This window comes from Psychrobacter sp. TS_SC_6, assembly GCF_056156305.1.
Genome location: NZ_CM149590.1, coordinates 2,501,919 through 2,528,041 on the forward strand (window position 1 = coordinate 2,501,919; position 26,123 = coordinate 2,528,041).

20 protein-coding genes are annotated in these 26,123 nt (G+C 42.5%); 7 read left to right on the plus strand and 13 right to left on the minus strand.

Going from position 1 to position 26,123, the window contains the following annotated elements:
- Positions 1-75: 75 nt before the first annotated feature.
- The 7 genes from AC0J5Y_RS10650 to AC0J5Y_RS10680 all read right to left on the minus strand — a co-directional run bounded on the left by AC0J5Y_RS10650 (position 76) and on the right by AC0J5Y_RS10680 (position 8,803).
- Positions 76-3,045 (minus strand): valine--tRNA ligase, encoded by a 2,970-nt coding sequence (locus tag AC0J5Y_RS10650; RefSeq protein ID WP_475130656.1) that lies wholly within the window; start codon positions 3,043-3,045, stop codon positions 76-78.
- Between the two features lie 452 nt (positions 3,046-3,497).
- A complete protein-coding gene (locus AC0J5Y_RS10655) occupies positions 3,498-4,421 on the minus strand; it encodes a bile acid:sodium symporter family protein (RefSeq protein WP_475130657.1) in 924 nt (307 codons plus the stop codon).
- A gap of 380 nt (positions 4,422-4,801) precedes the next feature.
- Complete coding sequence (locus AC0J5Y_RS10660) at positions 4,802-5,338, minus strand: YbjQ family protein (protein WP_475130658.1); 537 nt, start codon at positions 5,336-5,338, stop codon at positions 4,802-4,804.
- 51 nt (positions 5,339-5,389) lie between these two features.
- Positions 5,390-5,866: a YbjQ family protein gene (locus tag AC0J5Y_RS10665; protein WP_475130659.1), complete on the minus strand. Its 477-nt coding sequence runs from the start codon at positions 5,864-5,866 to the stop codon at positions 5,390-5,392.
- Positions 5,867-5,995: 129 nt separating this feature from the next.
- Entirely contained in the window at positions 5,996-6,553 is a 558-nt protein-coding gene (locus AC0J5Y_RS10670) for a UPF0149 family protein (RefSeq protein WP_475130660.1), read from the minus strand.
- A gap of 323 nt (positions 6,554-6,876) precedes the next feature.
- Positions 6,877-7,113 (minus strand): PA3496 family putative envelope integrity protein, encoded by a 237-nt coding sequence (locus tag AC0J5Y_RS10675; RefSeq protein ID WP_011281113.1) that lies wholly within the window; start codon positions 7,111-7,113, stop codon positions 6,877-6,879.
- A 193-nt stretch (positions 7,114-7,306) separates the two neighbouring features.
- Complete coding sequence (locus AC0J5Y_RS10680; RefSeq protein WP_475130661.1) at positions 7,307-8,803, minus strand: hypothetical protein; 1,497 nt, start codon at positions 8,801-8,803, stop codon at positions 7,307-7,309.
- A 439-nt stretch (positions 8,804-9,242) separates the two neighbouring features.
- On the opposite strand from AC0J5Y_RS10680, the gene serB reads away from it, so the two are divergent.
- From serB to hemJ, 6 genes are all read left to right on the plus strand, one after another.
- Complete coding sequence (serB, locus tag AC0J5Y_RS10685; protein WP_475130662.1) at positions 9,243-10,445, plus strand: phosphoserine phosphatase SerB; 1,203 nt, start codon at positions 9,243-9,245, stop codon at positions 10,443-10,445.
- 185 nt (positions 10,446-10,630) lie between these two features.
- The gene (locus AC0J5Y_RS10690) at positions 10,631-11,641 is read left to right on the plus strand and encodes a DUF368 domain-containing protein (RefSeq protein ID WP_475130663.1); all 1,011 of its coding nucleotides are present in this window, start codon (positions 10,631-10,633) and stop codon (positions 11,639-11,641) included.
- Positions 11,642-12,012: 371 nt separating this feature from the next.
- On the plus strand, positions 12,013-12,402 hold the full coding sequence (gene aciT, locus AC0J5Y_RS10695) for an AciT family ciprofloxacin tolerance protein (protein WP_011514461.1): 390 nt from the start codon (positions 12,013-12,015) through the stop codon (positions 12,400-12,402).
- Positions 12,403-12,572: 170 nt separating this feature from the next.
- A complete protein-coding gene (locus AC0J5Y_RS10700) occupies positions 12,573-13,079 on the plus strand; it encodes a hypothetical protein (RefSeq protein WP_475130664.1) in 507 nt (168 codons plus the stop codon).
- Positions 13,080-13,266: 187 nt separating this feature from the next.
- The gene (gene bioB, locus AC0J5Y_RS10705) at positions 13,267-14,385 is read left to right on the plus strand and encodes a biotin synthase BioB (RefSeq protein WP_475130665.1); all 1,119 of its coding nucleotides are present in this window, start codon (positions 13,267-13,269) and stop codon (positions 14,383-14,385) included.
- An 87-nt stretch (positions 14,386-14,472) separates the two neighbouring features.
- Entirely contained in the window at positions 14,473-14,907 is a 435-nt protein-coding gene (gene hemJ, locus AC0J5Y_RS10710) for a protoporphyrinogen oxidase HemJ (protein ID WP_475130666.1), read from the plus strand.
- Between the two features lie 105 nt (positions 14,908-15,012).
- On the opposite strand, the gene AC0J5Y_RS10715 is transcribed toward hemJ, so the two are convergent.
- The 5 genes from AC0J5Y_RS10715 to AC0J5Y_RS10735 form a co-directional block, all read right to left on the minus strand.
- Positions 15,013-15,837, minus strand: a complete 825-nt coding sequence (locus AC0J5Y_RS10715; protein WP_475130667.1) for a hypothetical protein — start codon at positions 15,835-15,837, stop codon at positions 15,013-15,015.
- A gap of 235 nt (positions 15,838-16,072) precedes the next feature.
- Positions 16,073-16,564: a hypothetical protein gene (locus AC0J5Y_RS10720; protein WP_475130668.1), complete on the minus strand. Its 492-nt coding sequence runs from the start codon at positions 16,562-16,564 to the stop codon at positions 16,073-16,075.
- 75 nt (positions 16,565-16,639) lie between these two features.
- Positions 16,640-17,356, minus strand: coding sequence for a ribonuclease PH (gene rph, locus AC0J5Y_RS10725; protein WP_011514467.1), 717 nt, complete (start codon positions 17,354-17,356; stop codon positions 16,640-16,642).
- 224 nt (positions 17,357-17,580) lie between these two features.
- Entirely contained in the window at positions 17,581-19,365 is a 1,785-nt protein-coding gene (locus tag AC0J5Y_RS10730; protein WP_475130669.1) for an AMP-binding protein, read from the minus strand.
- A 588-nt stretch (positions 19,366-19,953) separates the two neighbouring features.
- On the minus strand, positions 19,954-21,681 hold the full coding sequence (locus AC0J5Y_RS10735) for an AMP-binding protein (protein WP_475130670.1): 1,728 nt from the start codon (positions 21,679-21,681) through the stop codon (positions 19,954-19,956).
- A gap of 709 nt (positions 21,682-22,390) precedes the next feature.
- Here AC0J5Y_RS10735 and parC point away from each other — a divergent pair.
- Positions 22,391-24,709, plus strand: a complete 2,319-nt coding sequence (parC, locus tag AC0J5Y_RS10740) for a DNA topoisomerase IV subunit A (protein WP_475130671.1) — start codon at positions 22,391-22,393, stop codon at positions 24,707-24,709.
- Between the two features lie 127 nt (positions 24,710-24,836).
- Here parC and AC0J5Y_RS10745 read toward each other — a convergent pair whose 3' ends face one another.
- Positions 24,837-25,316 (minus strand): BLUF domain-containing protein, encoded by a 480-nt coding sequence (locus AC0J5Y_RS10745; RefSeq protein ID WP_475130672.1) that lies wholly within the window; start codon positions 25,314-25,316, stop codon positions 24,837-24,839.
- Between the last annotated feature and the right edge of the window lie 807 nt (positions 25,317-26,123).

Genomic DNA, 26,123 nt, shown 5'->3' on the forward strand with positions numbered 1-26,123 from the left:
GATATTATTCAACTTTGCGTAATTATAAATCACAAAATAAAATCTTAGGCCATGCTCTTTAAGCTTTTGCTTTTCTTACAACGCTTTCAGCTGCTCCATCTGCGCCGTCATCGCTGTCAACTGCCCTTCTAACTCAGCCAGTTTCGCTTTCTCAGCATCGACCACTTCCGCAGGTGCTTTACTCACAAAGCCTTCATTACCCAGCTTACGTGCGATACCGTCGGCCTGACCTTTCAACTTATCATATGACTTACCCAAACGCGCCAGCTCAGCCGTTGGATCGATCAGACCTTTCATAGGGACAAGTACCCGTAACTGACCAACCATACTTGATGATGATAGTGGCACCTCATCGCCTTCTTTGACGATCTCTAAGCTCTCGACTTTGGCAAGCGCTTTGAACTGGTTTTTGATACGTGACAGACGCGCATCTTCATCAGTAGAGACGTTTTGTAATAGCACTGGCAGACGTACCGCATTACCCAGTTTCATCTCACCACGGATATTACGAACGCTCGCGATCAGCTCTTGTAGCCACGCCATATCCGCCTCAGTCTGCTCACTGATTTGGCTGGCATCAGTCTGTGGATAGTCAGCGACCACGATGCTGTCGGTGTTTTTACGACCCAGTAGCGGCGCGATGGTCTGCCAGATTTGCTCAGTCAGATACGGCATGATTGGATGGCTAAAACGTAGCGCGGTCTCAAGCACATGCAAGAGCACATAGCGGATTTGTGCTTTACGCTCATCTGATACCGAGTCGTCATTCAGACTGGCTTTGGCAAGCTCCACGTACCAATCACAGTACTCATTCCAGATAAACTCATAGATGTCTTGGCTGACCATATCGAGACGATACTGGGCAAAATGCTGATGAATGTCTTTGATACTAGAATTCAGACGACTCATGATCCATTTTTCTGGCAACTCCCACACGTCAGGGTTCGCCGTTTGGTCGATAGGCTTGGCACTGCCTTCGCTATCGACGCAGTTCATCAGCACAAAACGGCTAGCGTTCCAGATTTTATTACAGAAGTTACGATAGCCTTCAACCCGCTTGAGATCAAAGTTGATATCACGACCCGTACTGGCAAGCGAAGTAAAGGTAAAGCGCAGTGCATCCGTACCATAAGCTGGGATGCCTTCCGGGAATTCTTTACGCGTTTGCTTCTCGATTTTGGCCGCATCTTTTGGATTCATCATATTGCTGGTGCGTTTTTCTACCAGCGCTTCAAGGTCGATACCGTCAATTAGATCGATCGGATCTAAGACGTTACCTTTAGATTTTGACATCTTTTGACCATTGCCATCACGTACCAGACCATGGACATAGACTGTCTTAAACGGTACTTGCGGCGTGCCGTCTTCGTTTTTCACGAAGTGCATGGTCATCATGATCATGCGCGCCACCCAAAAGAAGATAATGTCAAAACCTGTCACCAACACGCTGGTTGGATGGAAAGTGTCCATCACGCGTGGGTCAGCGTTCACATCTGCCCAATCCAGCGTACTGAACGTCCAGAGACCCGAGCTAAACCACGTATCAAGCACATCATCATCTTGACGTAAGGTAATATCGTCGCTGAGATTGTACTTAGTGCGTACTTCCGCTTCGTCACGGGCGACATAAATTTCACCTGTCGCATCGTCATACCATGCAGGGATACGATGACCCCACCAGAGCTGACGGCTGATGCACCAGTCTTGTAGATCGGTCATCCACGCCATATACATGTTTTTGTACTGTGCAGGGACGAACTCGATGCTACCGTCTTCTACCGCGTCAATCGCAGGCTTGGCAAGCTCTTTGACAGCGACATACCACTGATCGGTCAACCACGGCTCAACGATTGTGCCGCCACGCTCAGCACGTGGGGCTTTGAGGGCGTAGTCTTCGATGTCTTCTAACCAGCCCTGCACGCCTGCTTGCTCAACAAGGATTTTACGCGCGGCAAAACGCTCAAGTCCTGCATAGCTGTTACCTAAATGGTCGCTTGGCGTGGTCTCAAGCGTTGGCTCACGCGTCTGCAAGTCAGGATAGACTTCCATCGCGGTCAAGATATTGGCGCGTTCATCGAGGATGTTAATCAGCGGCAAGCTGTGACGACGACCCAATTCATAATCGTTAAAATCATGAGCAGGCGTGATTTTGACACAGCCAGTACCGAAGTCTTTTTCAACATAGTCATCAGCGACGATAGGGACAACACGACCAGTGATTGGTAAGGTAATGGTTTTGCCGACCAAGTGTGCGTAACGTTCATCGCTAGGATTGACTGCAACCGCCGTATCACCAAGTAGCGTTTCAGGACGCGTGGTTGCGACGACCAGATAGTTTTTGCCATCTTGAGTCATCAGGTCTTTGTCAGTGAAATGATAGCGGAAATGCCACAAGCTACCCTTTTCATCATGGTTTTCAACTTCTAAATCAGACAGCGCAGTTTGGAACTTAGGATCCCAGTTTACCAAGCGTTTACCACGATAAATCAAACCATCGTCAAATAAGCGAACGAACACTTCTTTTACCGCATTGGACAACCCATCATCCATGGTAAAGCGCTCACGTGACCAGTCAACCGAGCTGCCCAAACGGCGAATTTGGCTCGTAATATTGCCGCCCGACTCTTCTTTCCACTCCCACACTTTATCGACGAAGTCTTCACGCGTCATATCACGGCGCTTGATACCTTGCGCCTCCAAACGACGCTCAACCACCATTTGCGTGGCAATACCGGCATGATCTGTACCCGGCTGCCACAGCGTATTGTCGCCATCCATACGGTGGAAACGTGTGAGCGCATCCATGATCGCATTGTTAAAACCATGACCCATGTGCAGTGAGCCGGTGACGTTTGGTGGTGGCAGCGCGATAGAGAACGACTCGTCTTTATCAAAGCTTGGTTTAAAATAACCGCTTTCTTCCCAGCCTTGATACATACCTGCTTCGACTTCCGCAGGATTGTAGGCGTTTTCTAATTGAGTCAAAGCCGCTTGGATGGATTGGGTCAGGTTGGTTTTGGTATTTGTGCTTTCAGGATTGCTCATAATGGAATGGTCTTTTGTTAATAATGAATGTGGTCAAACACATATACGGATAAGTAAGGAAAATAATTAATAGCGTGATTTTAACGCAGATAGCCAGATTTTGTTAGAGGTTAAGGCAATTTATCAGGCTGGAAAAACGGTATGGAATAATTAATAAAGCCAATCGACCCCATGCTCAACAGAACCGATGACCGTCATGCAATAAAATAAGTTTAGGTTTAAATATGTAGCTATTTAGCGCAAGTGACATTGACGCTTATGCCGAGCATATCTTAGGGTTAAAGAACAAACAACAGAAGCAAAAACAGAAATAAATGATTCTCGTCTTTAGGGCGTGCAGACATTAGCAATAAACACATCTATTTCCCAAAACAAGCATAAAAACTTGAACTTGTTTTGGGAGTAAATAGCTAATCAAACTCGATAACCAATCCCTCTTTGATACCTTCTACCTAAAGTCTGCGCGCGGCCAAAATACCTCTTTCTATTTCAGATTTTTTGAGCTTATTGTACTTGGCGCTGAATACCCTGACTAAAATACCTGCGGTTAAAAACATAATTAACGTATAAATAGCAGGCATCAATGACATTTTATAATTGGCCAATAACGTCAGTGCCATAAAGATCGACAACGTGCTGTTTTGTAAGCCGACTTCTAGCGTCACAGACGCTCTTTGTGCTAAGTTCAACCCAAACCATTTACTGCTGTAATAACCCAGCGCCATGGTTGAAACATTCAATAATAAAGAGACCGGCCCTGTGGCAAAAAAGGCCTCAACGATGATATCTCTTTGTACATAGCTCAAAAAAGCCACCAAAAAGGCCAAAAATATAACGCCAAATCTAGACACATATCGCTGCGAGTTGTCCGCAAGCTTTGGCGCATAACGTTTGATGAGCATACCAACACTGATAGGTACAATCGTCAGCAACACCAAGGTAAGCACCGTCTTTAATACGGGTAATTGAAACTCGCTACCCGCGCCCATGAAGTGAATCAATGAAAAACTCAACACAATAGGAATGGTAAATACGGTGATGACGCTGGCAATTGCCGTCATCGTCACCGACAGCGCCACATCGCCTTTAGCCAAATAGGTAAATAAGTTTGAGGTAGTGCCACCTGGACACAGAACGAGGAGCATAACGCCGACTGCATACTCAGGCTCTAATGGCATGATATTTGCCAACGCAAAACCAATAATCGGTAACATTAACAGCTGATTGGTCAAGCCAATGCCAACGGCTTTCGGGTATTTTAGAACGCGTTTAAAATCGTTTGCAACGAGGGTCAGACCCATACCCATCATAATCAAAAACAGGCAAATAGGAATGACAACTGAATTTACTAACGTGACTATCTCAAGACTTTCCATAACTACATCCTTGTAGATAAGACCTAATACTAGGTCAATTTATAATGATCAAATGATGCCTAATTAGCAATCCTTGCTAATACGCTTGCTACTACCTGCTGATACTTATAAATAACGGACATCACCCGTTTTAAACAATTCTTTTTAGCATATCTCATAGCATGTTATTGCTAATTATCAACAATTAAGAATTAATAAGGGGAGTATATAGGGCAAAAGTTAGGTTTAGCTGTTTTATTCAGCAACTCGCCAGTCAAATACAGAATATAGAGATTGAGTGAAAGGGATTGTAACGAGATTAAATGAGAGTGTTTAACGTGAGTTTTTGGATAATTTGGATTTTAATAATTGGTGTTAAATAGCTATGACGGTATAAGAAGTTATATTTTGGAAATATTGATTGAGGTTTTGGCAGCAGTATTACTGAAAGCGTTATTGGGCGCTTTATTAGAACTTTCAGTACTCATAACCGCCGTACCATAAGCGATCGCTTCGACCATACTACCCAATTGATTGATATTACTAACTTCAAGACGCAAACCATAAATATGGTTATAGCCTTTTGCCTGCGCTTGGGTGCGCATACGTACTAGAGCTTCGCGGCGGGCGCGATCAAGCAAGGTCTCATACGTAGTGAGGTTTTTACCAAAGAAATTCAACACTTTGGCAATTACCATTTTAAAATAATCTTGCGCAATAACGACGCTACCAAGCACCAGCTCACTCTCAGACTGCGAGACTAATTTTGGTACATAAAAACGCTCACTTGAGACAATAATATGGCTCAACTCAGCTTCGGCTATAGTCAATCTTGCCAAATGCTGACGCTCATGACGCGCACCAAAAAACCAGCCCACTATAAATAAGACCAGTAGCGGTGCATAGTTCATCAACATTTGGCTGAACGATTGATTCATGGAACGTCTCTTATCGTCAAAAAGGCTACCAGTCAGTACCTGAGCGTATTCTTATTCACCAAAAGGATTAAAGCGTGGTAAATCATCAGGTGACTTTACTGTTGAAGGTGGAGCAACTGACGCCACAGGCTCTTCATATTGAGAATGATGATTTGATGACTGATCCGGCGGTTGATTCGTTGATTGATAGATAGGCTGTTGTTGCATCCGTACGGCTTTGACCGCTGTACCGTAAACAAATAGCTCAGAGGCGCCTTGCGCAATACTAGAGGTCGAGAAACGTAGTCCAACCACTGCATCAGCGCCCAACGCTTCAGCTTTGACGATCATACGATCAATCGCCTCTTGACGCGATTCTTCTAACAGCTCCGTATAGGCAGTGAGCTCACCGCCTACAATATTTTTTAGACCCGCAAATAAATCTTTACCAACATGCTTTGAGCGCACAGTACTGCCGTATACCACATCCAAGCGCTCAGTAATCTGATAGTTGGGCAAGTGCTCAAGATTGGAGAGTTGGACAGTCATAGTACAGCCTTATTGATAAACTACAGAATTAGTGACTTACAGAATGATAAAAACGTATCGCCCGTTCAAGATAAAAGCGCGATACTTTAAAACGCACATTGCTCAAACAATTTATATTGAGCAAAGTCTTTAGTCGTTAGTATGGAACAACAAAAACAGCTCAGTTAAGTTGCCTTCGATGCTGTTTACCATTTGTACCATTTTATCTTGGTCACGACGCATCTCAGCAAGCTCAGGGTCTTCATCATCGATACCACTCAGCACAATCATCGGCAAGGTCAAAACGGCCACATCTTCTGCAGTCTCTTCGTTTTCCATCCAATCACTGGCTTCATCACCATACATAGCATCCACAAAGCCAATCGACCAAGCAACGATATCTGAATCATCAGAAAAATCGACCGCCACTTCTTCATTGCCCGCATCTTCACCAAATGGTAGCTCAATAGGCGTCTCGTTTTTTAGCTCAGCGATGATCGACTCGCGCCAGCGCTGAATGCCATCAATCACGTTTGCTGGAATCTCGCTCACATTATCTTCAAACAGTGCTTCTAGCCAATTAGGTAATGGACGCCCAATAACCGTCGCAGTCAAAAAACCATGAGTGGCAACACTATCAAGTACAAATGCGCTTTCTTCGTTGTCTAAATAATCGAGTAGTTCATCGAAACTAAGTTGGTTGGTCATGTTGTCATTGTCCTTAAAAGATGGATTGCGTCATGCGCAATAAATAAGGGTTATATAAAATAACGAGAGGTATAAAGATGACGATTATCTGGAATAAGTCAATCTACCCAAAGATTTTTTAACTCACTCATTGCTAAAGTAAAGCTGGTTAAATAGGTGCTATTCACTATTGATACTATTAAAATCAGAACCCAACCAGCTTAACATAGCGCACTTATTATAATTAGTTAACGATGGTTAGCTAATAGCCATAAGAGTGCAAATCAACAATTAAAAATTATTCGCAAAATATTTGCGTGATAACCTTATTATAGCGATGACAATTAAAGTTCGTCATCATCCCAATCATCGCCATCTTCATCGAAATTATCGATATCGTCTAGATCATCTTTTAGCTCTTTAGCCAAACGCTTTTCTTCTAGTAGATTATCAATTAGACGACGCTTCTCAAGGCTACTTAAGCGTGTACGTACACTCGTCTCTGCTTCTTCAACCATCTTTGCATCATCATCATCAACGAAATCATCATCAAAATCGTCATCGATATCAGCATCACTCATGACCAACTCCTATCTTTTTTGGCAAAATTACTGAAAATTTATCAATATATATATGCCTTATAAAGTCTCTATTAAGCCTTGTCAATGCTTTTTATTACTATGACGCATTTACAAGTCAACAACAAGACACTATTAGTCATTATCGCGCAGGCAATTGTAGGGAGTTGCTACAAGTTAAATAGATTATCTACTCCTACTCTTCTGAGTCATCAATCATCAGTACCGCATTACGCACATCGGCCAAACGCTGAATCATCGCATCATTGCCACCATCGAATATTGCACACTCACGCTCATAAACCGTCGTTGGACGCATGACGCTTTGTACTTGTACATGATGACTGATTTGTTTGAGACCACCATTCGGCAATAAAATCAGCATCTGCTCTTTTTTGCCGACGCTATCTAGTAGATGCGTCATGGCATCCACTTGGGCATTGTCACTCACACCAGCTTTGGCTGGCAGCGCAAATCGTGACAGCTCAATATGTTTATCATGGATAATTTTATTCAGCATCAAATATAGCTTGGCTAGCATCACGCCTGCCAATGCAACTTTTGCATGGCTATTCTCTGCTTTAAGCATCACATAAGCACCACTTTCATCAAAGTGTGGTTCATTGAGTGCGCTCACGCCCAGCAACAATGGCTGTTTCAGTAACTCAGTCACCGCTTGGTTTAGTAGCTGCGTACAGAGTGCCAAATACGGCAGACGTTGAGACGGTGCCAAGCGCTCAAGCATATTAAACTCATCATGAAAAACAATCTGGACGCTGATACTATCAAATGCTCTGGTGGCAGACAATCGAGAGAGATGATTGTTAGCATGCTGGCTACTGTCTTTTGCTTTATAAGCAGTATGATCATTGACATCACTGTCTGTCATATTACTGGCAGCATCCGCAGTTGTACCGTTAGCATTATCATTGAGTGTCGAATCTTGATTCTGCTGGGTTCTGACATACTGATTGACAGCACTATGAATATCTAATTTACGCGTATTAGGTTGCTGGTTATACGCTGTACGGGCAGCTGCTTGAGCATCATTTACTAAACGATCACTTTGGCTAGTACCTGTCTCACTACTATCACTATCAGACATTGATTGACGACGTTCCCGCTCACGAGCATAACTGCGCTGGTCGAGCTGCGTATATTGCTCACGATGCAAGTCTTGAACATCGCGGCTAATGGCGTTGATTTGCTCTCTGGTTGGACGAGCGATATAGCTGTAAATCAGCCACAGTAATAAATGCAGCACCATCGAACCAATCACAAATGGCCATTGCATGGCGATGATTTCACCCTTGCTAATATCCTTTAGAGTCAATGCCACACTACCGATGACCGCATCGCCTTTGGTGGCAATTTGGCTAACGGTATCACCTTGCTGCATCGGAGCATTGCCGACAGGCACCAAGATATCGCCATTATTGTCTTTTATCAGAATACGGGTTACGTCTTGTTCGCTGGTATAGCGATTGGCAATAACGCTTAAGCTGACGCGGTCTTTATTTTCTAAAGACAGGCGCGCTTCGTCAATGAGCTGAGCGACCATTTGCTCGCCTTTTTGCGCACGACTGTTGCTCAGCTGTTGATCGGTACTGATGACCAATAATAGGGTTTGCAAACAAAAACTAACCAGAAGAATGATGGCAAACAACCCTTGCCGCGGCGCTAAATAGGTCATGATATGGGAAACTTTTTTGGATAAATGGAGTTAAAAAACGAGGCTATTGCTCATTCGCTCATTTTTGTAAGAATATGCAGCTATATTTGTTCAATTCAATACCGCATTGTCTAAATAATCTTTTTTATAAGACTGATTATTTAACGCTGCCATCGTACAGTAGTTATGTTGTTCAATTATGTGTGGCGCAAGCATTTGAGCAGCATTTACGACTCACTTACCCACACATTGACATCTACTATATCACCATAGTAAGAGTTATGGCGTTAGCGAGTATCATAATTTTTTTGTAATGAGTCATTTCAATCCTACTGAGATTTTTTTTGCAACAGTCGCCGTTTTATTTGCTGCTGTTGCTTTGCGTCTCATCTATAGTCGCTGCCCCCTAAAGCTGTTATTATTCCTAATCTTATATCAGCATACAAGGGACAATTGAGCGATGCCAAACAATACCTCTTACTCGTTACCAAAAGACAGCAAAGCATGGCAACAGGCGGTTGATTCCGTGGCCTCGTTATTACCAGAGGGGACCAATTTACAGGATTTTGATGTACTACAATCCTTGCCTATTTTTGCCTTGATTGTGGTATTGCCGACGCATGTATCTTCACTTGATATCCACCAATATGTGCAATCATGGGTTGATGAGCAGCCCAATTGGCATCTGGTCACGGTTGCAGAAGATGCTGATGCCAATTTTGTAGATGTTAATATTGCTGATGTAGACACAGCGCAACCTTTTGCCAAACGCTCATTTATCGATGTGCAAGTGTTCCGTTATTTATTGGTGCCAGTGACTGATACTCTGATGCATCCTGCCAAAAAAACTGCCGCTGCACATATCATTGATGACCAATTGACCACGCGTTTGCGTCGCGACTTGACTGAAGCTTATAACAACGCTCAAAACGCCGTCATAAGCGATCATTTGGATGTCGTCGATTGTCATATCTTATCGGTCGGTCATATGCTGCGCACTCATAAGCTTGCCTGTTTTGATATGGACTCTACGTTGATTGAACAAGAAGTCATCGTTGAACTGGCAAAAACGGCAGGTATTGGCGAGCAAGTAGAAGCCATCACTGAAGCCGCCATGCGGGGCGAGATGGATTTTGATGAATCTTTTGCACAGCGCGTGGCGTTATTGCAAGGTATTCCAACCAGCGTGCTTGATGAAATTTGCAATCGCTTAACATTATCAACAGGTGCCTTGGCTACCATTAACGCTCTAAAAGCTTTGGGCTATCATACGGTGCTTGTATCCGGTGGCTTTACGTACTTCGCTCGCTATATCGCCGAGCAATTAGGTATTGATGAAGTGCATGCCAATCCATTGGATATCGAAGAAGGTGAAGTCACTGGTCATATACAGTTGCCTATCATTAATGGTGCCAAAAAAGCGGCTATCGTCGCTCATACGGCTGAGCGCCTAGGTATTACGATGTCTCAAGTGGTTTGTGTCGGTGACGGCGCCAATGACTTACCGATGATGGCTTTGGCCGATTTGGGCGTGGCTTTTAATGCCAAACCTATCGTACAAGCGCGCGCTGATGCCGCTGTGAATGTCACAGGGCTTGAAGGTGTGCTATATGCTCTAGGCTATCCTGCATTTGTACGCAGTGTTGAACGCAGCAAAGTTTAGCTAATTATAAAATATCTCAAACCAAAAGCTGGGCTGATACATTTTAATTGGTCCAGCTTTTGTGGTTTATTCTCTGCTTTACAGTGTTTTTTGGCGCTACTATACTGCCATTCACGATTGTCATTTCATATTGACACTTTTATCTTATCCAGTAACTTTATCTTGTCCAATAAAAAGGATTGTCCATGACGGCATCACAATCACCACGGCCAGATGCCCAGTCATCTTCCACCCAGTTAGATAACCAACCTGCGGCTGACGAAAGCAGCCCGATTTATAAAAATAGCCCCAAGGAATTACTGGGTGTCTATGTGCGAGGGTTGGCAATGGGCGCTGCTGACATTGTACCGGGCGTCTCTGGTGGTACGATTGCATTGATTGCAGGTATTTATGAGCGCTTAATTAACGCTTTGAGCAGTATGGGTCCCAATCTTTGGCAGGTCTTTCGCCAAGAGGGTGGTATCAAAGGCTTAATTGCAGTATGGCGACAAGTCGATGCCACTTTTTTATTGTTTTTGTTGATGGGTATTGCCACCAGCCTTGCAACGCTTGCCGGTGTTATTAAGCATTTATTAGACAATCAGCCTTTAATGATTTGGTCTTTCTTTTTTGGTTTGGTCATTGCAACTGTTTTTCTGTTATTAAGTGAGATTAAGCGCTGGAATATCGGACGGGCGCTTTTGTTCCTGCTTGGAGTAGCCAGCGCCGTTATCATTAGCAGCTTGCCTCTGATGAACACGACGCCAAGTTTGCCGTATTTGTTTGTTGCCGGTGCTATCGCTATTTGCGCGATGATATTACCAGGCATCTCAGGATCTTTTATTTTATTGTTGATGGGTGCTTATGATACGGTGCTCGAAGCGGTTCATACTTTAAACTTTGCTATTATCTTTACATTGGTGGCTGGGATGGCAACGGGATTATTGCTCTTTACCCGTATGCTCAAATGGTTATTGTCCCGTTATTATCAAGCTACTTTAGCGCTACTTATCGGCTTTATCGCAGGCTCGTTAGTCAAAGTCTGGCCTTGGAAAACAGATGCCCTAGGGACATTAAATAGTGAAGCCATACATAACGTCATGCCATGGCATTACCCTACTGGCGCAGAGTGGTTAACGACCTTGAGCTTGATGCTATTAGGTGCCATTCTAGTGACTGCCTTATCGCTTTGGGGTCGCCGTAGCCCTCGCCCTTAGTATTGTCTACTCTTGCTATAGTCGATTCAATTTAAAAAGAATACAGTACTGCTGGGATAAATTTTGCGAAGCCTCTGGAGTGCAAAGCGCACAGCAAGCGAGAGAAATTTATACCAGCATAATGCTATTCTTAACATAACTCTTCTATATTGAACTCACTATATTAAATCTTACCATCAAAAAAAAGCGCCCAGATTAAGGCGTTTTTTTGTTCTCTAAAACTGTGAGATTTACCATTTATTTTGCTAAATACTTTTAAAAAATCAAACGTCAGCTGTTGTCGCAAAGTCGCCTTCAGAGGCTTTAGCTTTGGGCTACAAACTTCCATAATAGCCTTGTTGGAATTCACCTTATGAAGAGCGAGATGAACAATGTTATTAACAATATTTTCTACATTTGGTAGCGAGGCGTTGAGTACAAGTGCCATATTGGGCTATGGTTTATTTTTAATCGCAGTTGTTGCCATTGCTGTGTCATCACAGCGCTGGTTGCTTTGGTATTTGTTTGGCGGCATGGGATATTGGTTAGCCGTAGAAATGATTCATAGTTTAGTGACACATTGGTTCTTATGGTCAGAATGGCACAATTATGTAATTGCTATGGGTATCAGTTGGCTGCCTTTGGGCGCATGGGTCTTATATCGAGCGTTACGTTATGAGGATGTCAGTCGCGGTATGATACAAGAGCGTGAGCTACAAGCAGCGCGTTATATAGAGCATACACCCGTCTATGACGACGACTATCAGCCACGCTTTCATTGAGCCCTGCGCTATCATATTGCTGTCATCGAATGTTACAAGATACTCAAGGCTCTCTACGTAACTCCTAAAGAAATGACACCTAGCAATCGTTTATAATCTACTTATATATTTGTCACAAAAATTGTTATAAAGTACGCATTATTTGCGTCTCATCCTTTAGGAGTTTGTCTATGTTTACTGTGCCTGTTCTGGATATTAAGTCTGATCCATTAGATGTTTTATTAGCTGTGATTGGTTATCGTTTGTCTATGCTCGCTGATAGCGATAATGAAGATGTTAAAGCCATACTTGCAGATCGTAAGGTTATCATTGAGCTTGCTAGCACTGACGCCGATGTGGCACGTTATTATAGCTTTGATAATGGTGATTTTAGCCAACATAGTGGTCATGCTAAAGAAGCTGACCTGACTATCAATTTTAAAGACTCTATGACAGGCGTTAAGCTTTTAACTAAAGGCAGCCTTCCCGCCTTTATGACTGCCGTACAAGAAGGCAACTTAAGCATCGAAGGCGACTACAGCCTAATGATGTGGTTCAACAAACTTGCTCAGCATATCGTGCCAGCCATTCCAGAAGAATGTAAACCTTATATCCAAAAAGCCAAGCCATATGCTTATAAGGCACAAAAACTTACTAACCATTGGGTCGGCGTTGCTAAGCACAAGTTGGGTAAATAATCGAATAATCAGAAGCGATAGCTAAATGTCTGTTTCGCTAGATTCTGATTTTCTAAAAAGGTTGCGCTATACTATAGCGCAACCTTTTTTATTGTAGTTCGTACTACGAAAAATTAAAACAGCTGAGCGACAGCTACTGTTTATCTTCTACGACCATGCTTAATACCTCTATAAAAGGATTTATATTATGTCAGCACTGCTCAATATCACAGAGCCGAATACCAACATTAATAGCAATGACAACGATTTTTTAGCATCACTAACGACCGATGCCACAAAAAAATACAGCCGTGAGCAGATTGCTCAATTGTTCGATTTGCCTTTGATGGATTTGTTACTGCAAGCTCAAACCATACATCGTCAAAACTTCAATGCTAATGAAGTACAAATCAGCACCTTGTTGTCTATCAAGACTGGCAACTGCCCTGAAGATTGCGGCTACTGCTCACAATCCGGTCACCACCGCGATACTACCAAGTTACAAGCAGAAAAACGTATTGAGGTCGATAAGGTCATTGCTGCTGCCAAACGTGCCAAAGCCACTGGCTCGTCACGCTTTTGTATGGGCGCAGCATGGAAGCACCCTAGTGCCAAAGACATGCCTTATGTGGTTGAGCTGGTCAAAGAAGTCAAAGCCTTAGGGCTTGAAACCTGCATGACTTTGGGTATGCTAGATACGGAGCAAGCAACGCAACTGGCAGAGGCAGGACTGGATTACTACAATCATAATTTAGATACTTCAAGAAGTTACTACGAGCAAGTAGTCAGTACGCGCAGCTACGATGAGCGTCTAGATACCATTACAAACGTACGCAACTCAGGTATCAATGTCTGTAGCGGCAATATCGTCGGTATGGGTGAAAGCCGTGATGACCGCATCGATTGGGTGCACGAACTACTAAAAATGCCCAAAGCACCAGAGTCTATTCCAGTCAACTTATTGGTTCCAATTCAGGGCACGCCAATCGGTGATAAGGTCTTGGCAGAAGGTCAATTGTCAGTGCTTGAGTGGATTCGTACCATTGCTGTGACACGTATTTGCTGTCCAAGTAGCTATGTACGTTTATCTGCTGGACGCGAAAGCTTATCTGACGCTGAGCAAGCATTGGCATTTATGGCGGGTGCCAACTCATTCTTTTATGGTGACAAACTGCTGACCACGGGCAATGCCAGTCAATCAGGCGATGATAGACTTATGCGCGAGCTTGGTTTGACCAAACAATTTGCCGCCCCTCGTGCACCAAAGCAAGTGCCCGTCATGGATGCTATGAGCGGTCATCAATCACAAGTAGTTTTGGCTGAGTAGTTTTGGCATAACGCTACCATTATCAGATAATCTGCGCTAAGCTTGCCCGCGTTTATCATTGCTTAAAATAACCAAAGAGACTTCAGCATGGCAGATTATTTTAATTGGATTAAAGCGGCACACATTATATCCGTGGTGTGCTGGTTTGCAGCGATTTTCTACTTGCCGCGCCTATTTGTCTATCATGCAATGAGCGATGACAAGATCAGTCAAGAGCGCTTTACTATCATGGAGCGCAAGCTATATCGCGGCATCATGACGCCAGCTATGATAGCGACTTGGGCTTTTGGGTTATGGATGGTGTTTTTGGGTTGGGATGTCTATAAAACCCAAGGCTGGCTACACATAAAGATCTTTCTAGTTATTCTATTGTCCGCTTATCATGGTGCCTGTGGTTTTTATCGTAAAAAGCTGGTCGATAACCCGCAATATAAATCGCATGTATTTTGGCGCTGGTTTAATGAAGTACCCGTATTTGCTTTAGTCATTATTGTGATTCTAGTGGTGGTTAAACCGTTCTAAAATTGACTCTAGTATAGGCCATACTTAACAAAAAAAGCGTCCCTCACTTGATGAAGTGAGGGACGCTTTTTTATGTTTGAATAAACTATATTAAGAAGGTCTATATTAAACGTTCGGGCGCATAATTTGATAGACATTGCTCAAATCATAAACACGATAGCGTGCAGGCTCGCGGCGGCTCTCACCAGCATAGCTTAATATCAGCGCTTGCTTTGCTTGCTCATCAACCCAGCCGACAAACAATCCGCTGTGCTCGACACCGTTATAACCATGATTGATATAGTAGAGCCAGTCACCAACTTTGATTTCATCACTATTGGCATAAGGACCTTGACCATAAGTACCTTTATGGATGGTATCGCGCATCACCCCTGCTCGTTTGAACACTGCATTCAGATAATCCCAGCAGCCGCCTTGAATAATCGTACGTTCGTTCAACGCCATTTTACGGGCAGTGCTAATTACTTCTCGGGCAGCCAGACTACTTTGCGTTTCGGCATTACTGAGTAACGGTAGATACTCGCTATCAACATTGTCATAGTTGCCTGATAAAAATGCGGGCAGAACTGATGATGTTTGGCGTTGTACTTCAGGGTAACGATACTTAGTTTGGTTATTGCTAACATAAGCATTTTGGTTAGAGTAAGTTTTATTAGCATAGCTGCTATTAGAATAACTTGGTTGTGTATTACTGGTATTCGAACGATAACTACTAGAAGTACCAGCACGTTGGATAGTGGATCGTGTACTGATTTTAGCAGCAGGGACAGCGGGGTACGATGGTGTATAACGGGCGCTATAATCAGTTAAAAAAGATTTTTGAGCAATTAAGCTGCTCATACTATCGGCGTGAACTTGACCGACGACACCCAAAGTAATTAATAATGCACTGCATGACGTTGTGATTGACCAAATGGGCAAACGCGACATGACTAGCTCCTTGTCAATATAGTATCAATAACCATAGTAGTGATAACCGTATTCATTATAAGTATGATGAGATTTTTCAATCTTACTTATAAACCATTCGGACAGGATTCTGCAAGCCTTATCACGCTTAAGTAAACGATAAAAGGTATAAATATAAGAATAAGCGGTGCACAAACGAGGCAAGATGAGCGGGTTAAAAAACTTTAACATAAAAAAGCCTTTAATAATAAAGGCATTAATCGCTGCTCATTTTGATAGTGACATGACGTTTGGTCAATGTTTGACCTTGTAGAATGGCTTTGGTAGCAGTGGCTTCTTGGAGATTATCAAAGCCGCTAATATAATATTTACATTTAGAATTGCCATCAATAATCTCTAATTGCTCGCCCACAAGACTTATCCTATCGCTGTCAGTGAGCTGGATAGGCGTACGCTTGCCTTGACTGTCATGTACCAGTTCACCAGCTCGCACCCATAAGATGCCGCTACTGATATTACCCGCTGTCACTTTTTTATGCTGTTGACGCTGCCGATTAAAAAAGAAACTACCAATAATCAGCAGTGCAAGCGCACCAATTGACCAGCGTACCGGCAACAAACTTATCGCCAGCGCGACGCATACTGCGCCTACCAATAACGCCGCACCAAACCAAAACAACCCATTATCTAATGCTTGGGGCTGTCCTTGTAAGGTGATTTTGGCGCCGTCATCAGTCAGCTTAAGCATGCACGTTTACCTATAGAAAAGCAGTGAAAGTATTATAAAAATATGAATAGTAAGCCATATTGCGGTCTTATATGACTACCAACCTAAGGCAGTTTTTTGCATAGCAATCAGCTCAGCGATACCTTTTTCGGCTAGAATAAGCATGTCATCAGCTTGAGCACGAGTAAATGGCTTTTCTTCCGCCGTCCCTTGTAGCTCAATGAACTCGCCTTTTTGGGTCATAACCACATTTAGATCAGTATCACAGCTGGCATCTTCTTCGTAGTTTAAATCTAAGTACGCTTTACCATCTTTCATACCGACAGAAACGGCAGCAACCAAACCAATCAATGGATCCGCTTTTAGTTTCTTAGTTTTTTGAATACTCTCTAAGGCATCGATAAGGGCAATCGCGGCACCGGTCACACTAGCAGTACGAGTACCACCATCTGCTTGCAAGACATCACAATCTAGGTAAATAGTATTTTCACCAAGCTTACTTAAATCGATCATGGCACGTAAACTACGACCGATTAAACGCTGAATTTCTTGAGTACGACCTGATTGCTTACCGCGAGCCGCTTCACGTTGATTACGAGTATTGGTCGCGCGTGGCAACATACCATATTCAGCCGTGATCCAGCCTTTCCCTTTACCTTTGAGCCAGCGTGGTACGCCAGACTCTACACTTGCGGTACACAGTACTTTGGTGTCGCCAAAGCTGACCAATACTGACCCTTCAGCATGCTTAGTGTAATGGCGCTCAAAGCTGATTGAGCGAAGTTGATTAAGCTCACGGTTGTCAATACGCATAAAATTCCCTAGTATGAAGCTGTAAAAGCAGTGTTATAAAATAAAAGGTTTATCGTTATCTGATTAGCCAATCAGTATTTCCAGCAAATTTATATATTAAAATAAATGACAGCTGAATGCTCTAACAGGGCTAAATGTTAGGTTATCCTAACGTGACAACGGCGCAATAGCAAGATTCACACAAGCTATCGCACCGCTGTCTTGATTAAAAATAGCTGTAAAAGTTATTCTAAACCTTCCATCTTACGCAATTCTTTACGCAGGATTTTGCCCACGTTTGATTTTGGTAATTCGTCAACGAATTGAATATGACGTGGACGCTTATAGCCGGTCAGTTGTTTTTTGCCAAAATCAAGCAGCTCTTGCTCGGTCACATTACCTTTTTTGACCACATATAGCTTTGGGTCTTCGCCACGATCATCATTTGGAATCCCGATCGCACCGCACTCTACTATCCCTGGATGCTCGCTCATGGCTTCTTCGATTTCATTTGGATAGACATTAAAACCAGAGACCAAAATCATGTCTTTTTTGCGGTCAACAATTTTGATAAAGCCTTTTTCGTCCATAATGCCGATATCACCTGTTTTAAGATGACCACTGGCAGTAAAGCTTTCAGCCGTTTCTTCAGGGCGGTTTTGATAGCCAATCATGACTTGTGGACCTTTGACACAGATTTCACCGCGCTCACCGATAGCCACCATGTTTTCATTATCGTCAATCAAAATGACATCGGTACTAGGGGCAGGGATACCAATCTTCCCAGTAAATTCAGCAATGGTCATTGGGTTAAAGGCAACCACTGGTGAGGTTTCAGACAAGCCATAACCTTCAACGATAGGCAAACCAGTGATTTTATGCCACTCTTTTGCCACGCTTGGTAGTACTGACATCCCGCCACCGATAGAGGCTTTTAAACTAGAGAAATCCAAATCTGCAAAACTTTCTTTATGTACCAAGCCATTAAACAAAGTATTTACTGCAGGAATAAAGGCCGGTTTATATTTGCCCATCTCTTTAATCAAACCATCAAGATCACGCGGATTTGGAATCAGCAAACCAGCACAACCTTGGTACATACTATACATTCCGCAAACCATAAACGAGAACACATGGTATAGCGGTAGCGCGGTCAAAAGCACATCAGTAGCGTCTATATCCTCTTCAAAAGCGCTGTCCATGAGCGCGCTAATCTGTAACATATTGGCGATTAAGTTACCATGAGACAGCATCGCACCCTTAGCTACCCCAGTCGTACCACCGGTATATTGCAATAATGCCACATCGCTTAAGTTCAAATCAGGACGCTGATATTTGCTAGCTGATACGGCATTTAATGCCTGCTTAAAGCTCGTGCTCTCTGGCAAACGATATGCGGGAATCATTTTTTTGACATGGCGGGCGACCAGATTGACCACAGGTCCTTTGATCGTACCTAACATATCGCCAATTTTACAGACGATGACATGCTTCACTTGACCCTTATCTTGCGCATCTTGATAAGTTTTTGCAAAGTTTTCGACGATGAATAATGCTTTGGTGCCACTGTCATGCAGCTGATGCGATAACTCGCGGCTGGTATACAATGGATTGACATTGACCAGCACCATACCTGCGCGAATGATACCCAAAGCCACCACAGGATACTGCAAGATATTGGGCATCATGACACCGACTTTATCACCCTTTACGAGCCCTAATGACTGTAAATAGCTGGCAATTTGACGACTGTATAAATCCAATTGCTTAAAGCTAATAGAAGCACCCATGCAGATATAGGCAGTTTTCTGTCCATAACGGCTGAAATTACGCTCGAACACATCAAGTAAAGAGGTACTGTCATCTGGCATCTCAATGGTAGCATTAATGCCATAGCGCTCATAAGCACTTAACCATGGACTGTCACTCGCTATCGTCGGCATAGTAGGAAACGTGTTAGTTTCAGCCTTTGACTGAATATTATTCGCAGCTTTATGGTCTGTCATCTCTTTATTGATATTATCAGTCATAATTTTCCTTAAATGTGGCCGTTAAAATATAGAATATGTCTAATTAAATCACCGTGGTCGTTAGTCACTCATTTGCAAAATCAAAAACTTGTGAATAAGAAGTCTTTTCACTCACAAGCAAACAGATCCTGTCATTCACAAATCTCTTAAATCAACATTATCACCTTCACACTCCACTCTATTATTTACTATGAAACCGTTAAAGCTAACACGGCTACAGTGCTTTATAGTGCTTTATAGTGCTTTATAGTGCTTTATAGTGCTCACTCTGTGAAAGCTCTGGGCTAAAAAATCTACACTTTTATCGTTAAGTGCAAAAAATATCGATACGGACTATATCAGCTTTATGGAGAATTCTCTATGAATACCACCAAATCATAATAGGAAAACAAAAAAAATGATAAGGCCCTATATAAGTGACCTTATCATTATTGATAACCATCTTTTCAATCAATGTATCATAGCTATTTTTACTGGCTGTTTTTACTAACTGCCACATCAGCTATTAAGCGGTTTTCGCCCCTGCTTCTTACTAATAGATAAAGATGAAAGCAGATAAAAAGCGCTTTTAACTTGATGGTAAATACTCTAACCGTGGTTCTTTTCTTCAAGTAAACGCAGATCTTTATGCAGAATCTTACCGACGTTCGATTTTGGCAACTCATCGATGAACTCAACATAACGCAGACGCTTATAGCCGGTTAGGTTTTCTTTGCTATAGGCAAGCACCTCTTCTTTCGTCAAGCTGTCATCACTACGTACCACATAAATCTTCGGAACTTCGCCACTCTTTTCGTCTTCGACACCGATGACACCACATTCCAAAATCTTTGGATGTGCTGACATCACATCTTCTACTTCGTTTGGATAGACGTTAAAGCCTGATACCAAAATCATGTTTTTCTTACGATCAACAATTTTAAAATAGCCTTCTTCGTCCATCACACCGATATCACCCGTACGGAAATAACCATCAGACGTCATGACTTCAGCCGTAGCATCATCACGTTTCCAGTAGCCTTTCATCACTTGCGGACCACGAACACAAATCTCACCGCGCTCACCAAGGGCTACTTCATTGCCTTCTTCATCCAAGATAGCCATCTCAGTCGCTGGCATTGGCAGACCGATATTGCCTGAGAATTCGCCATTACCTTGTGGGTTTGCAGACGCAACCGGAGAAGTCTCTGACAGACCATAACCTTGTACAATCACGTTACCAGTAATTTTTTGCCATTTCTCAGCAGTATCCTTTAGAACTGCCATGCCGCCGCCCATAGACATCTCAAGCTTGCTATGATCTAAGGCTTTAAATACCTCACTGTTCGCTAACGCATTGAATAGGGTATTAACTGCTGGGAAAAACGCAGGTGGGTAATCTTTATAAGCTTTGATTAAGCTTGCACCATCACGTGGATTTGGCACCAGTAGACCGATACAGCCGCGATATAAGCCGAACATGCCACAAACAGTAAATGAGAAGATATGATACATCGGCAACGCCGTCATGATAACAGGCTGCTCAGCCATACCGTCAAATTTATCGAAAGCATCACCAAGATAGGTATCACACTGAATCAGATTGGCGACTAAGTTGCCATGGGTAAGCATCGCGCCTTTGGCCACACCTGTGGTACCACCGGTATATTGCAAAACGGCTATATCATCAAGGCAGATATTATCTGGACGTTTATAATTTTCCGTCGGAAAGCGATTCAGTGCCGTTTTAAAGTTGGTGCTGCTTTTAAGGTTATAATCAGGTACCAGTTTTTTCACATGGCGCACGACCATATTGACAATAAAGCCTTTCAACGGACTCATCAAGTCGCCCATCGAGGTTACGACGACATGGTCAACCAAGTCTTTGCCAATCTCTTCATACGTTTTGGCAAAGTTCTCTAAAATAAATAATGCTTTGGTATCAGAATCTGTTAGCTGATGCTCAAGCTCTTTTGAGCTATAAAGCGGATTGACGTTGACCAAGGTCATACCAGCACGCAGCACACCCAATACTGCAACCGGTAGCTGCAAAATATTTGGCATCATAACACCAACTTTATCGCCTTTTTTCAGTCCAAGTGACTGTAAGTAGGCAGCAATTTGTTTACTATAGCGATCTAAATCTTCGTAGGAAAGCTTAACATCCATACACACAAACGCTGTTTTACCAGCATATTTAACAAAATTCCGTTCAAATATATCGATTAAAGACGTATTGGCTGGTGGCATATCGATATCATATTGAATGCCAAGCTTCTCATACGTTTTGACCCATACTTTGTCATTACGACGAATCTGGTTACCTTGATTTTCCATAATCTTCTTACTCCTAATAAATAATGCGCTGCTGTAAACCCATAATTATCACAATGTGATAAACGTACAAAGACTCGGTGTGCAAGCTCACCACAGTGATGGCAAGCAAGGTTGGCGATGCAAAGATATTTTGATGAGTCAACAATTTAGTGGTAAATAGCCCTTTATTGTTTAACATACACACTTTATACAAACTACTCAATACAAAAAAATGCTACTTGAGTTCGCAAAGTAACTTGACGGTCAATATTTACATTTATATCAGTGAGTTAGCCAGAAATCCAAGCAGTAAACCTACTTTTTGTTGATAAATATTTATCGTCTATTCATAGATAAAATCCATTAAAATCTGGAAATGGCATTGAATAAGACAATAAGCGCTTGGCCTGCCTGCACACCGCTTACTTGCATCGATTTTATGATTATGAGCATTATTAAGGCTATATGGATGAAAACGTTACTGTGATAAGTAAGAGGATAAAAAAAATAACATGAACGACACTCTTCTTATTTTCTAAAAACTATCGACCAAAACGTTATGGGATCATCATGTTTAATAAGCCCATTGTCCTAAGCACGTCATGCACTGTCGTTTATACTGAGTAGTGGCTTTTTAATTGCGCCAATATCCTTTAGGATAGCACTATCCTATTTGCATGATTGCACCGATTTTTTATACCTATTAAAACTGATAAGTGAACCCTATTTTATGTCCGATGTTATCGATCATATGCTTGACCCAATCCTTGTAAATGAACCAATGGATACGCGTTCAGTGGCAGAGTTCGCTGAGCAAGCGTATCTTAATTATGCCATGTACGTCATCATGGATCGGGCGCTGCCCAATATCGCTGACGGTCTAAAACCTGTCCAGCGCCGTATTGTTTATGCCATGAGTGAGCTTGGGCTAAAATCGACAGCGAAGGCGAAAAAATCTGCCCGTACTGTTGGCGACGTCTTAGGTAAATACCATCCGCATGGCGATAGCGCTTGTTATGAAGCCATGGTGCTCATGGCACAGCCGTTTAGCTATCGCTATCCACTCATCACCGGTCAAGGTAACTGGGGCAGTCCAGATGATCCAAAATCATTTGCCGCCATGCGTTATACCGAAGCCAAAATGTCTGCTTATGCCAACACCTTGCTCACGGAACTTGGTCAAGGTACGGTTAATTGGCAAGATAACTTCGATGGTACGATGTTGGAGCCAACAACCCTACCTGCCCGCTTGCCCAATATTTTATTGAATGGAACAACTGGTATCGCCGTCGGTATGGCAACGGATATTCCGCCGCATAACCTTAATGAAGTGATACGCGCGGCGATTCGTTTGCTAAAAAATCCTGAGCTGTCGGTTAAGCAGCTCACCCAATCGATACCAGCGCCTGATTTGCCAACGCCAGCTGAAATCATTACCAGTAAGAAAGATTTGCAGTCGATATATGAGACTGGACGTGGCAGCTATAAAATGCGCGCGACCTTTCATATTGACCCAAAAGAGAAAAATCTTGTCATCATCGACGCGCTTCCTTATCAAGTCTCAGGCAATAAGATTCAAGAGCAAATCGCCAAGCTGATGACCGATAAGAAGCTGCCTTGGATTGTTGATATTCATGATGAATCAGACCACGAAAATGCCTGCCGTATCGTGCTTGAGCTAAAATCAACACGGGTCGATGTCGCTCGCGTCATGAGCCATTTATTTGCCAGTACCGACTTAGAAAGTAATTACCGCGTCAATATGAATATGATTGGCTTAAATGGTAAACCGCAAGTTAAAAACCTTAAAGAAATCCTTGAAGAATGGCTCGTTTGCCGTCGCTCTGTGGTCACTCGCCGCTTGCAATATCGCCTTGATAAAATTGATAAGCGCTTGCATATTCTTGCAGGTTTGCTGATTGCGTATCTGAATATCGATGAAGTTATACGCATCATTCGTGAAGAAGACGACCCAAAATTATCATTAATGCAAGATTATGACCTGACTGAGATACAAGCCAATGCTATCTTGGATATTCGTTTGCGTCAGTTAGCTAAACTAGAAGAGATTGAGTTGCGCCGCGAGCAAGATGAGCTAGCTGCTGAACGCGCCATCATTCAAGAATACTTGGATAATCCAGATAGCTTGAGCAATTTGATGATTGATGAGCTCACTGCCGATATGAAAGAACACGGCAATGAGCGCGTATCGCAATTGGCAGACCGCGAAGAAGCGCAAGCGCTCAAAGAATCTGACCTCGTACCAAGCGAGCCTGTCACCGCTATCCTATCGAAAGCTGGCTGGATTCGCGCGGCTAAAGGTCACGATGTTGATGCTGCTGGAATGACTTATCGCTCAGGTGATAGCTACCAAGCCCACATCCGCGCTAAATCCAATGAGAGAATCTACGTGCTCGATAGTACCGGACGCAGCTATAGTATCGATGCGCATAGCCTCGCTTCTGCTCGTGGTCAAGGCGATCCGCTCACCAGCGTTTTAAAACCGCCATCAGGCGCGACTTTTGAACAATTATTAACGGGTGCCAATGACCAGCGCATCATCCTTGCTAGTTCCGCAGGTTATGGTTTTATTAACACACTTGGCAATCTAGATAGCAATCAAAAAGCCGGTAAAAATATCATCAATCTAGCGGCTAATAGCTGCCTATTACCTATCGTACGTATCGATGCTCAAACTGATTTAATGGTAAGCGCTGAGAATAATGGCATCTCTGCTCGCGAAAACAGCGCTACGCTTGATCATATCGCTGTCGTGACCAATGCTGGCTATTTGTTGATATTTGCGCTTGATGATTTGCCTGAACAGGCTCGTGGTAAGGGTAATAAGATGATTACTCTAAAAGGTGATGAAGAAGTGCTCACTATTACGCCACTCAGCTTGCAGGACAGCTTAGTCATTACGGCTGGCAAGCGTCATGTGACCTTAAAGCCAATGGACTTAGCCAACTATACTGCTAAGCGTGGCAGTCGTGGCGGTCAGCTGCCAAGAGGCTTTCAGAATGTAACGAGTATTGAGGTGGCAGAATAAGTTTTATCGTTTCAATATTTAAGATACATTAAAGAGCAGAAAGCCGCCTATACGCACTATATAGACGGCTTTTTTACGCTAGTTAGAATAGATGAGCCTTATTATATAATAAGCAGATACTACCTTTCTAAAAATTTTTGGATTTGGATTCTGTAAAGACCGCTGTTAAAAAGTTTTCAATCTGAGAGCTTTTCATTAGATATGGGTTATAGTCGGAACCTGCTGAGAAGCTTTTTAGGGCATATTCTTCATCTTCAGCGCTTGACGTTAGATGTTTGACTAAAAAACCATTCCATTGGCGTGATTCTATTTCCTCAATATTAACAATATTAGGAAAAATGGTTGAATGCTCGTCAAGTATTTTTGCTAAGGCAGTATTGATAGCAGGCCTTGTCCCTTGAAAACTTTGAACGAAATAACCTTCACTAATGACTAAAGCTGAAACTATATTATTTTCTTCAAAATATCTTCGCCAATACTCAAGTGCACGAGTCAGCTCGATTCCCGAATTTAGGTCGACATTTTTGGCGATATATGTCATATGGATAAGAATATGCTCGCCATGCCTTTTTCTATATTCTGAAGGTTGGCTTTTCGTTATAGTCATAAGAAACCTTATTTATAAAAACCCAATCTAATTTAAGATACACTTTATTATAAAATATAACCAATAAAATTGTTGCGTTTTGACCAAATTTTTATCCTCTACTATAATTTATTACATAGAAGTTTTATTTAATGGTATCGCATGCCGATATCTATAATTGTAAAATAATATAGTGAGTTCAGTATAAAAATAATACAGCGGGACTGGAATGAATTTTTCGCAGCCTCTGTCTGCGAAGGCACAGCAAGCAAGAAAAATTTATTCTAGTTCAGCGTTGAAATATAATGCATCTGTTTTATTTAGAATCGACTATACTACAAAAATTGGTGTAATCAGTGCATTTGCATTATTCTAATAGCTCAAAAGTCTCGTCTGTATTTGCCTATAACTGTCCTTCAACCCCAAAATAGCAACCACCAAATAATCTAGCGCATCATAGACGCCTGTCAACTCTTCACCAAAAAACCGCCTATACACAATATTTAGTACATAGTACCAGCGCTGTCATAGCGGTGAACAATTTCAAGGTAAAGATGTTCATATTCGTTCTTTTAGGTAGCTGATGCACTGATAAAATTTGATAATTAATCATATCCTCATAATAAATCAAAGCCATTAAGGCAATTATATCGTTTAGGATTTTTATTAACTCTTTAGATGAGTAATAAGCAATCGTAGAGATAGTAAGATTGATAATGGATCAGCAGGCACATATGCAACATCACAGGTTACTTTATAGGTGTTTATCTCTTTAGGTGGATTGTAGTAGTCTCTGAATCATAAGTATCTAAATGACTAAAAATAATA

Bases quoted from the DNA above. Each gene is read 5' to 3' on its own strand.
- AC0J5Y_RS10650 (WP_475130656.1), bottom strand. From the start codon at position 3,045: ATGAGCAATCCTGAAAGCACAAATACCAAAACCAACCTGACCCAATCC.
- AC0J5Y_RS10655 (WP_475130657.1), bottom strand. From the start codon at position 4,421: ATGGAAAGTCTTGAGATAGTCACGTTAGTAAATTCAGTTGTCATTCCT.
- AC0J5Y_RS10660 (WP_475130658.1), bottom strand. From the start codon at position 5,338: ATGAATCAATCGTTCAGCCAAATGTTGATGAACTATGCACCGCTACTG.
- AC0J5Y_RS10665 (WP_475130659.1), bottom strand. From the start codon at position 5,866: ATGACTGTCCAACTCTCCAATCTTGAGCACTTGCCCAACTATCAGATT.
- AC0J5Y_RS10670 (WP_475130660.1), bottom strand. From the start codon at position 6,553: ATGACCAACCAACTTAGTTTCGATGAACTACTCGATTATTTAGACAAC.
- AC0J5Y_RS10675 (WP_011281113.1), bottom strand. From the start codon at position 7,113: ATGAGTGATGCTGATATCGATGACGATTTTGATGATGATTTCGTTGAT.
- AC0J5Y_RS10680 (WP_475130661.1), bottom strand. From the start codon at position 8,803: ATGACCTATTTAGCGCCGCGGCAAGGGTTGTTTGCCATCATTCTTCTG.
- serB (WP_475130662.1), top strand. From the start codon at position 9,243: ATGCCAAACAATACCTCTTACTCGTTACCAAAAGACAGCAAAGCATGG.
- AC0J5Y_RS10690 (WP_475130663.1), top strand. From the start codon at position 10,631: ATGACGGCATCACAATCACCACGGCCAGATGCCCAGTCATCTTCCACC.
- aciT (WP_011514461.1), top strand. From the start codon at position 12,013: ATGTTATTAACAATATTTTCTACATTTGGTAGCGAGGCGTTGAGTACA.
- AC0J5Y_RS10700 (WP_475130664.1), top strand. From the start codon at position 12,573: ATGTTTACTGTGCCTGTTCTGGATATTAAGTCTGATCCATTAGATGTT.
- bioB (WP_475130665.1), top strand. From the start codon at position 13,267: ATGTCAGCACTGCTCAATATCACAGAGCCGAATACCAACATTAATAGC.
- hemJ (WP_475130666.1), top strand. From the start codon at position 14,473: ATGGCAGATTATTTTAATTGGATTAAAGCGGCACACATTATATCCGTG.
- AC0J5Y_RS10715 (WP_475130667.1), bottom strand. From the start codon at position 15,837: ATGTCGCGTTTGCCCATTTGGTCAATCACAACGTCATGCAGTGCATTA.
- AC0J5Y_RS10720 (WP_475130668.1), bottom strand. From the start codon at position 16,564: ATGCTTAAGCTGACTGATGACGGCGCCAAAATCACCTTACAAGGACAG.
- rph (WP_011514467.1), bottom strand. From the start codon at position 17,356: ATGCGTATTGACAACCGTGAGCTTAATCAACTTCGCTCAATCAGCTTT.
- AC0J5Y_RS10730 (WP_475130669.1), bottom strand. From the start codon at position 19,365: ATGACTGATAATATCAATAAAGAGATGACAGACCATAAAGCTGCGAAT.
- AC0J5Y_RS10735 (WP_475130670.1), bottom strand. From the start codon at position 21,681: ATGGAAAATCAAGGTAACCAGATTCGTCGTAATGACAAAGTATGGGTC.
- parC (WP_475130671.1), top strand. From the start codon at position 22,391: ATGTCCGATGTTATCGATCATATGCTTGACCCAATCCTTGTAAATGAA.
- AC0J5Y_RS10745 (WP_475130672.1), bottom strand. From the start codon at position 25,316: ATGACTATAACGAAAAGCCAACCTTCAGAATATAGAAAAAGGCATGGC.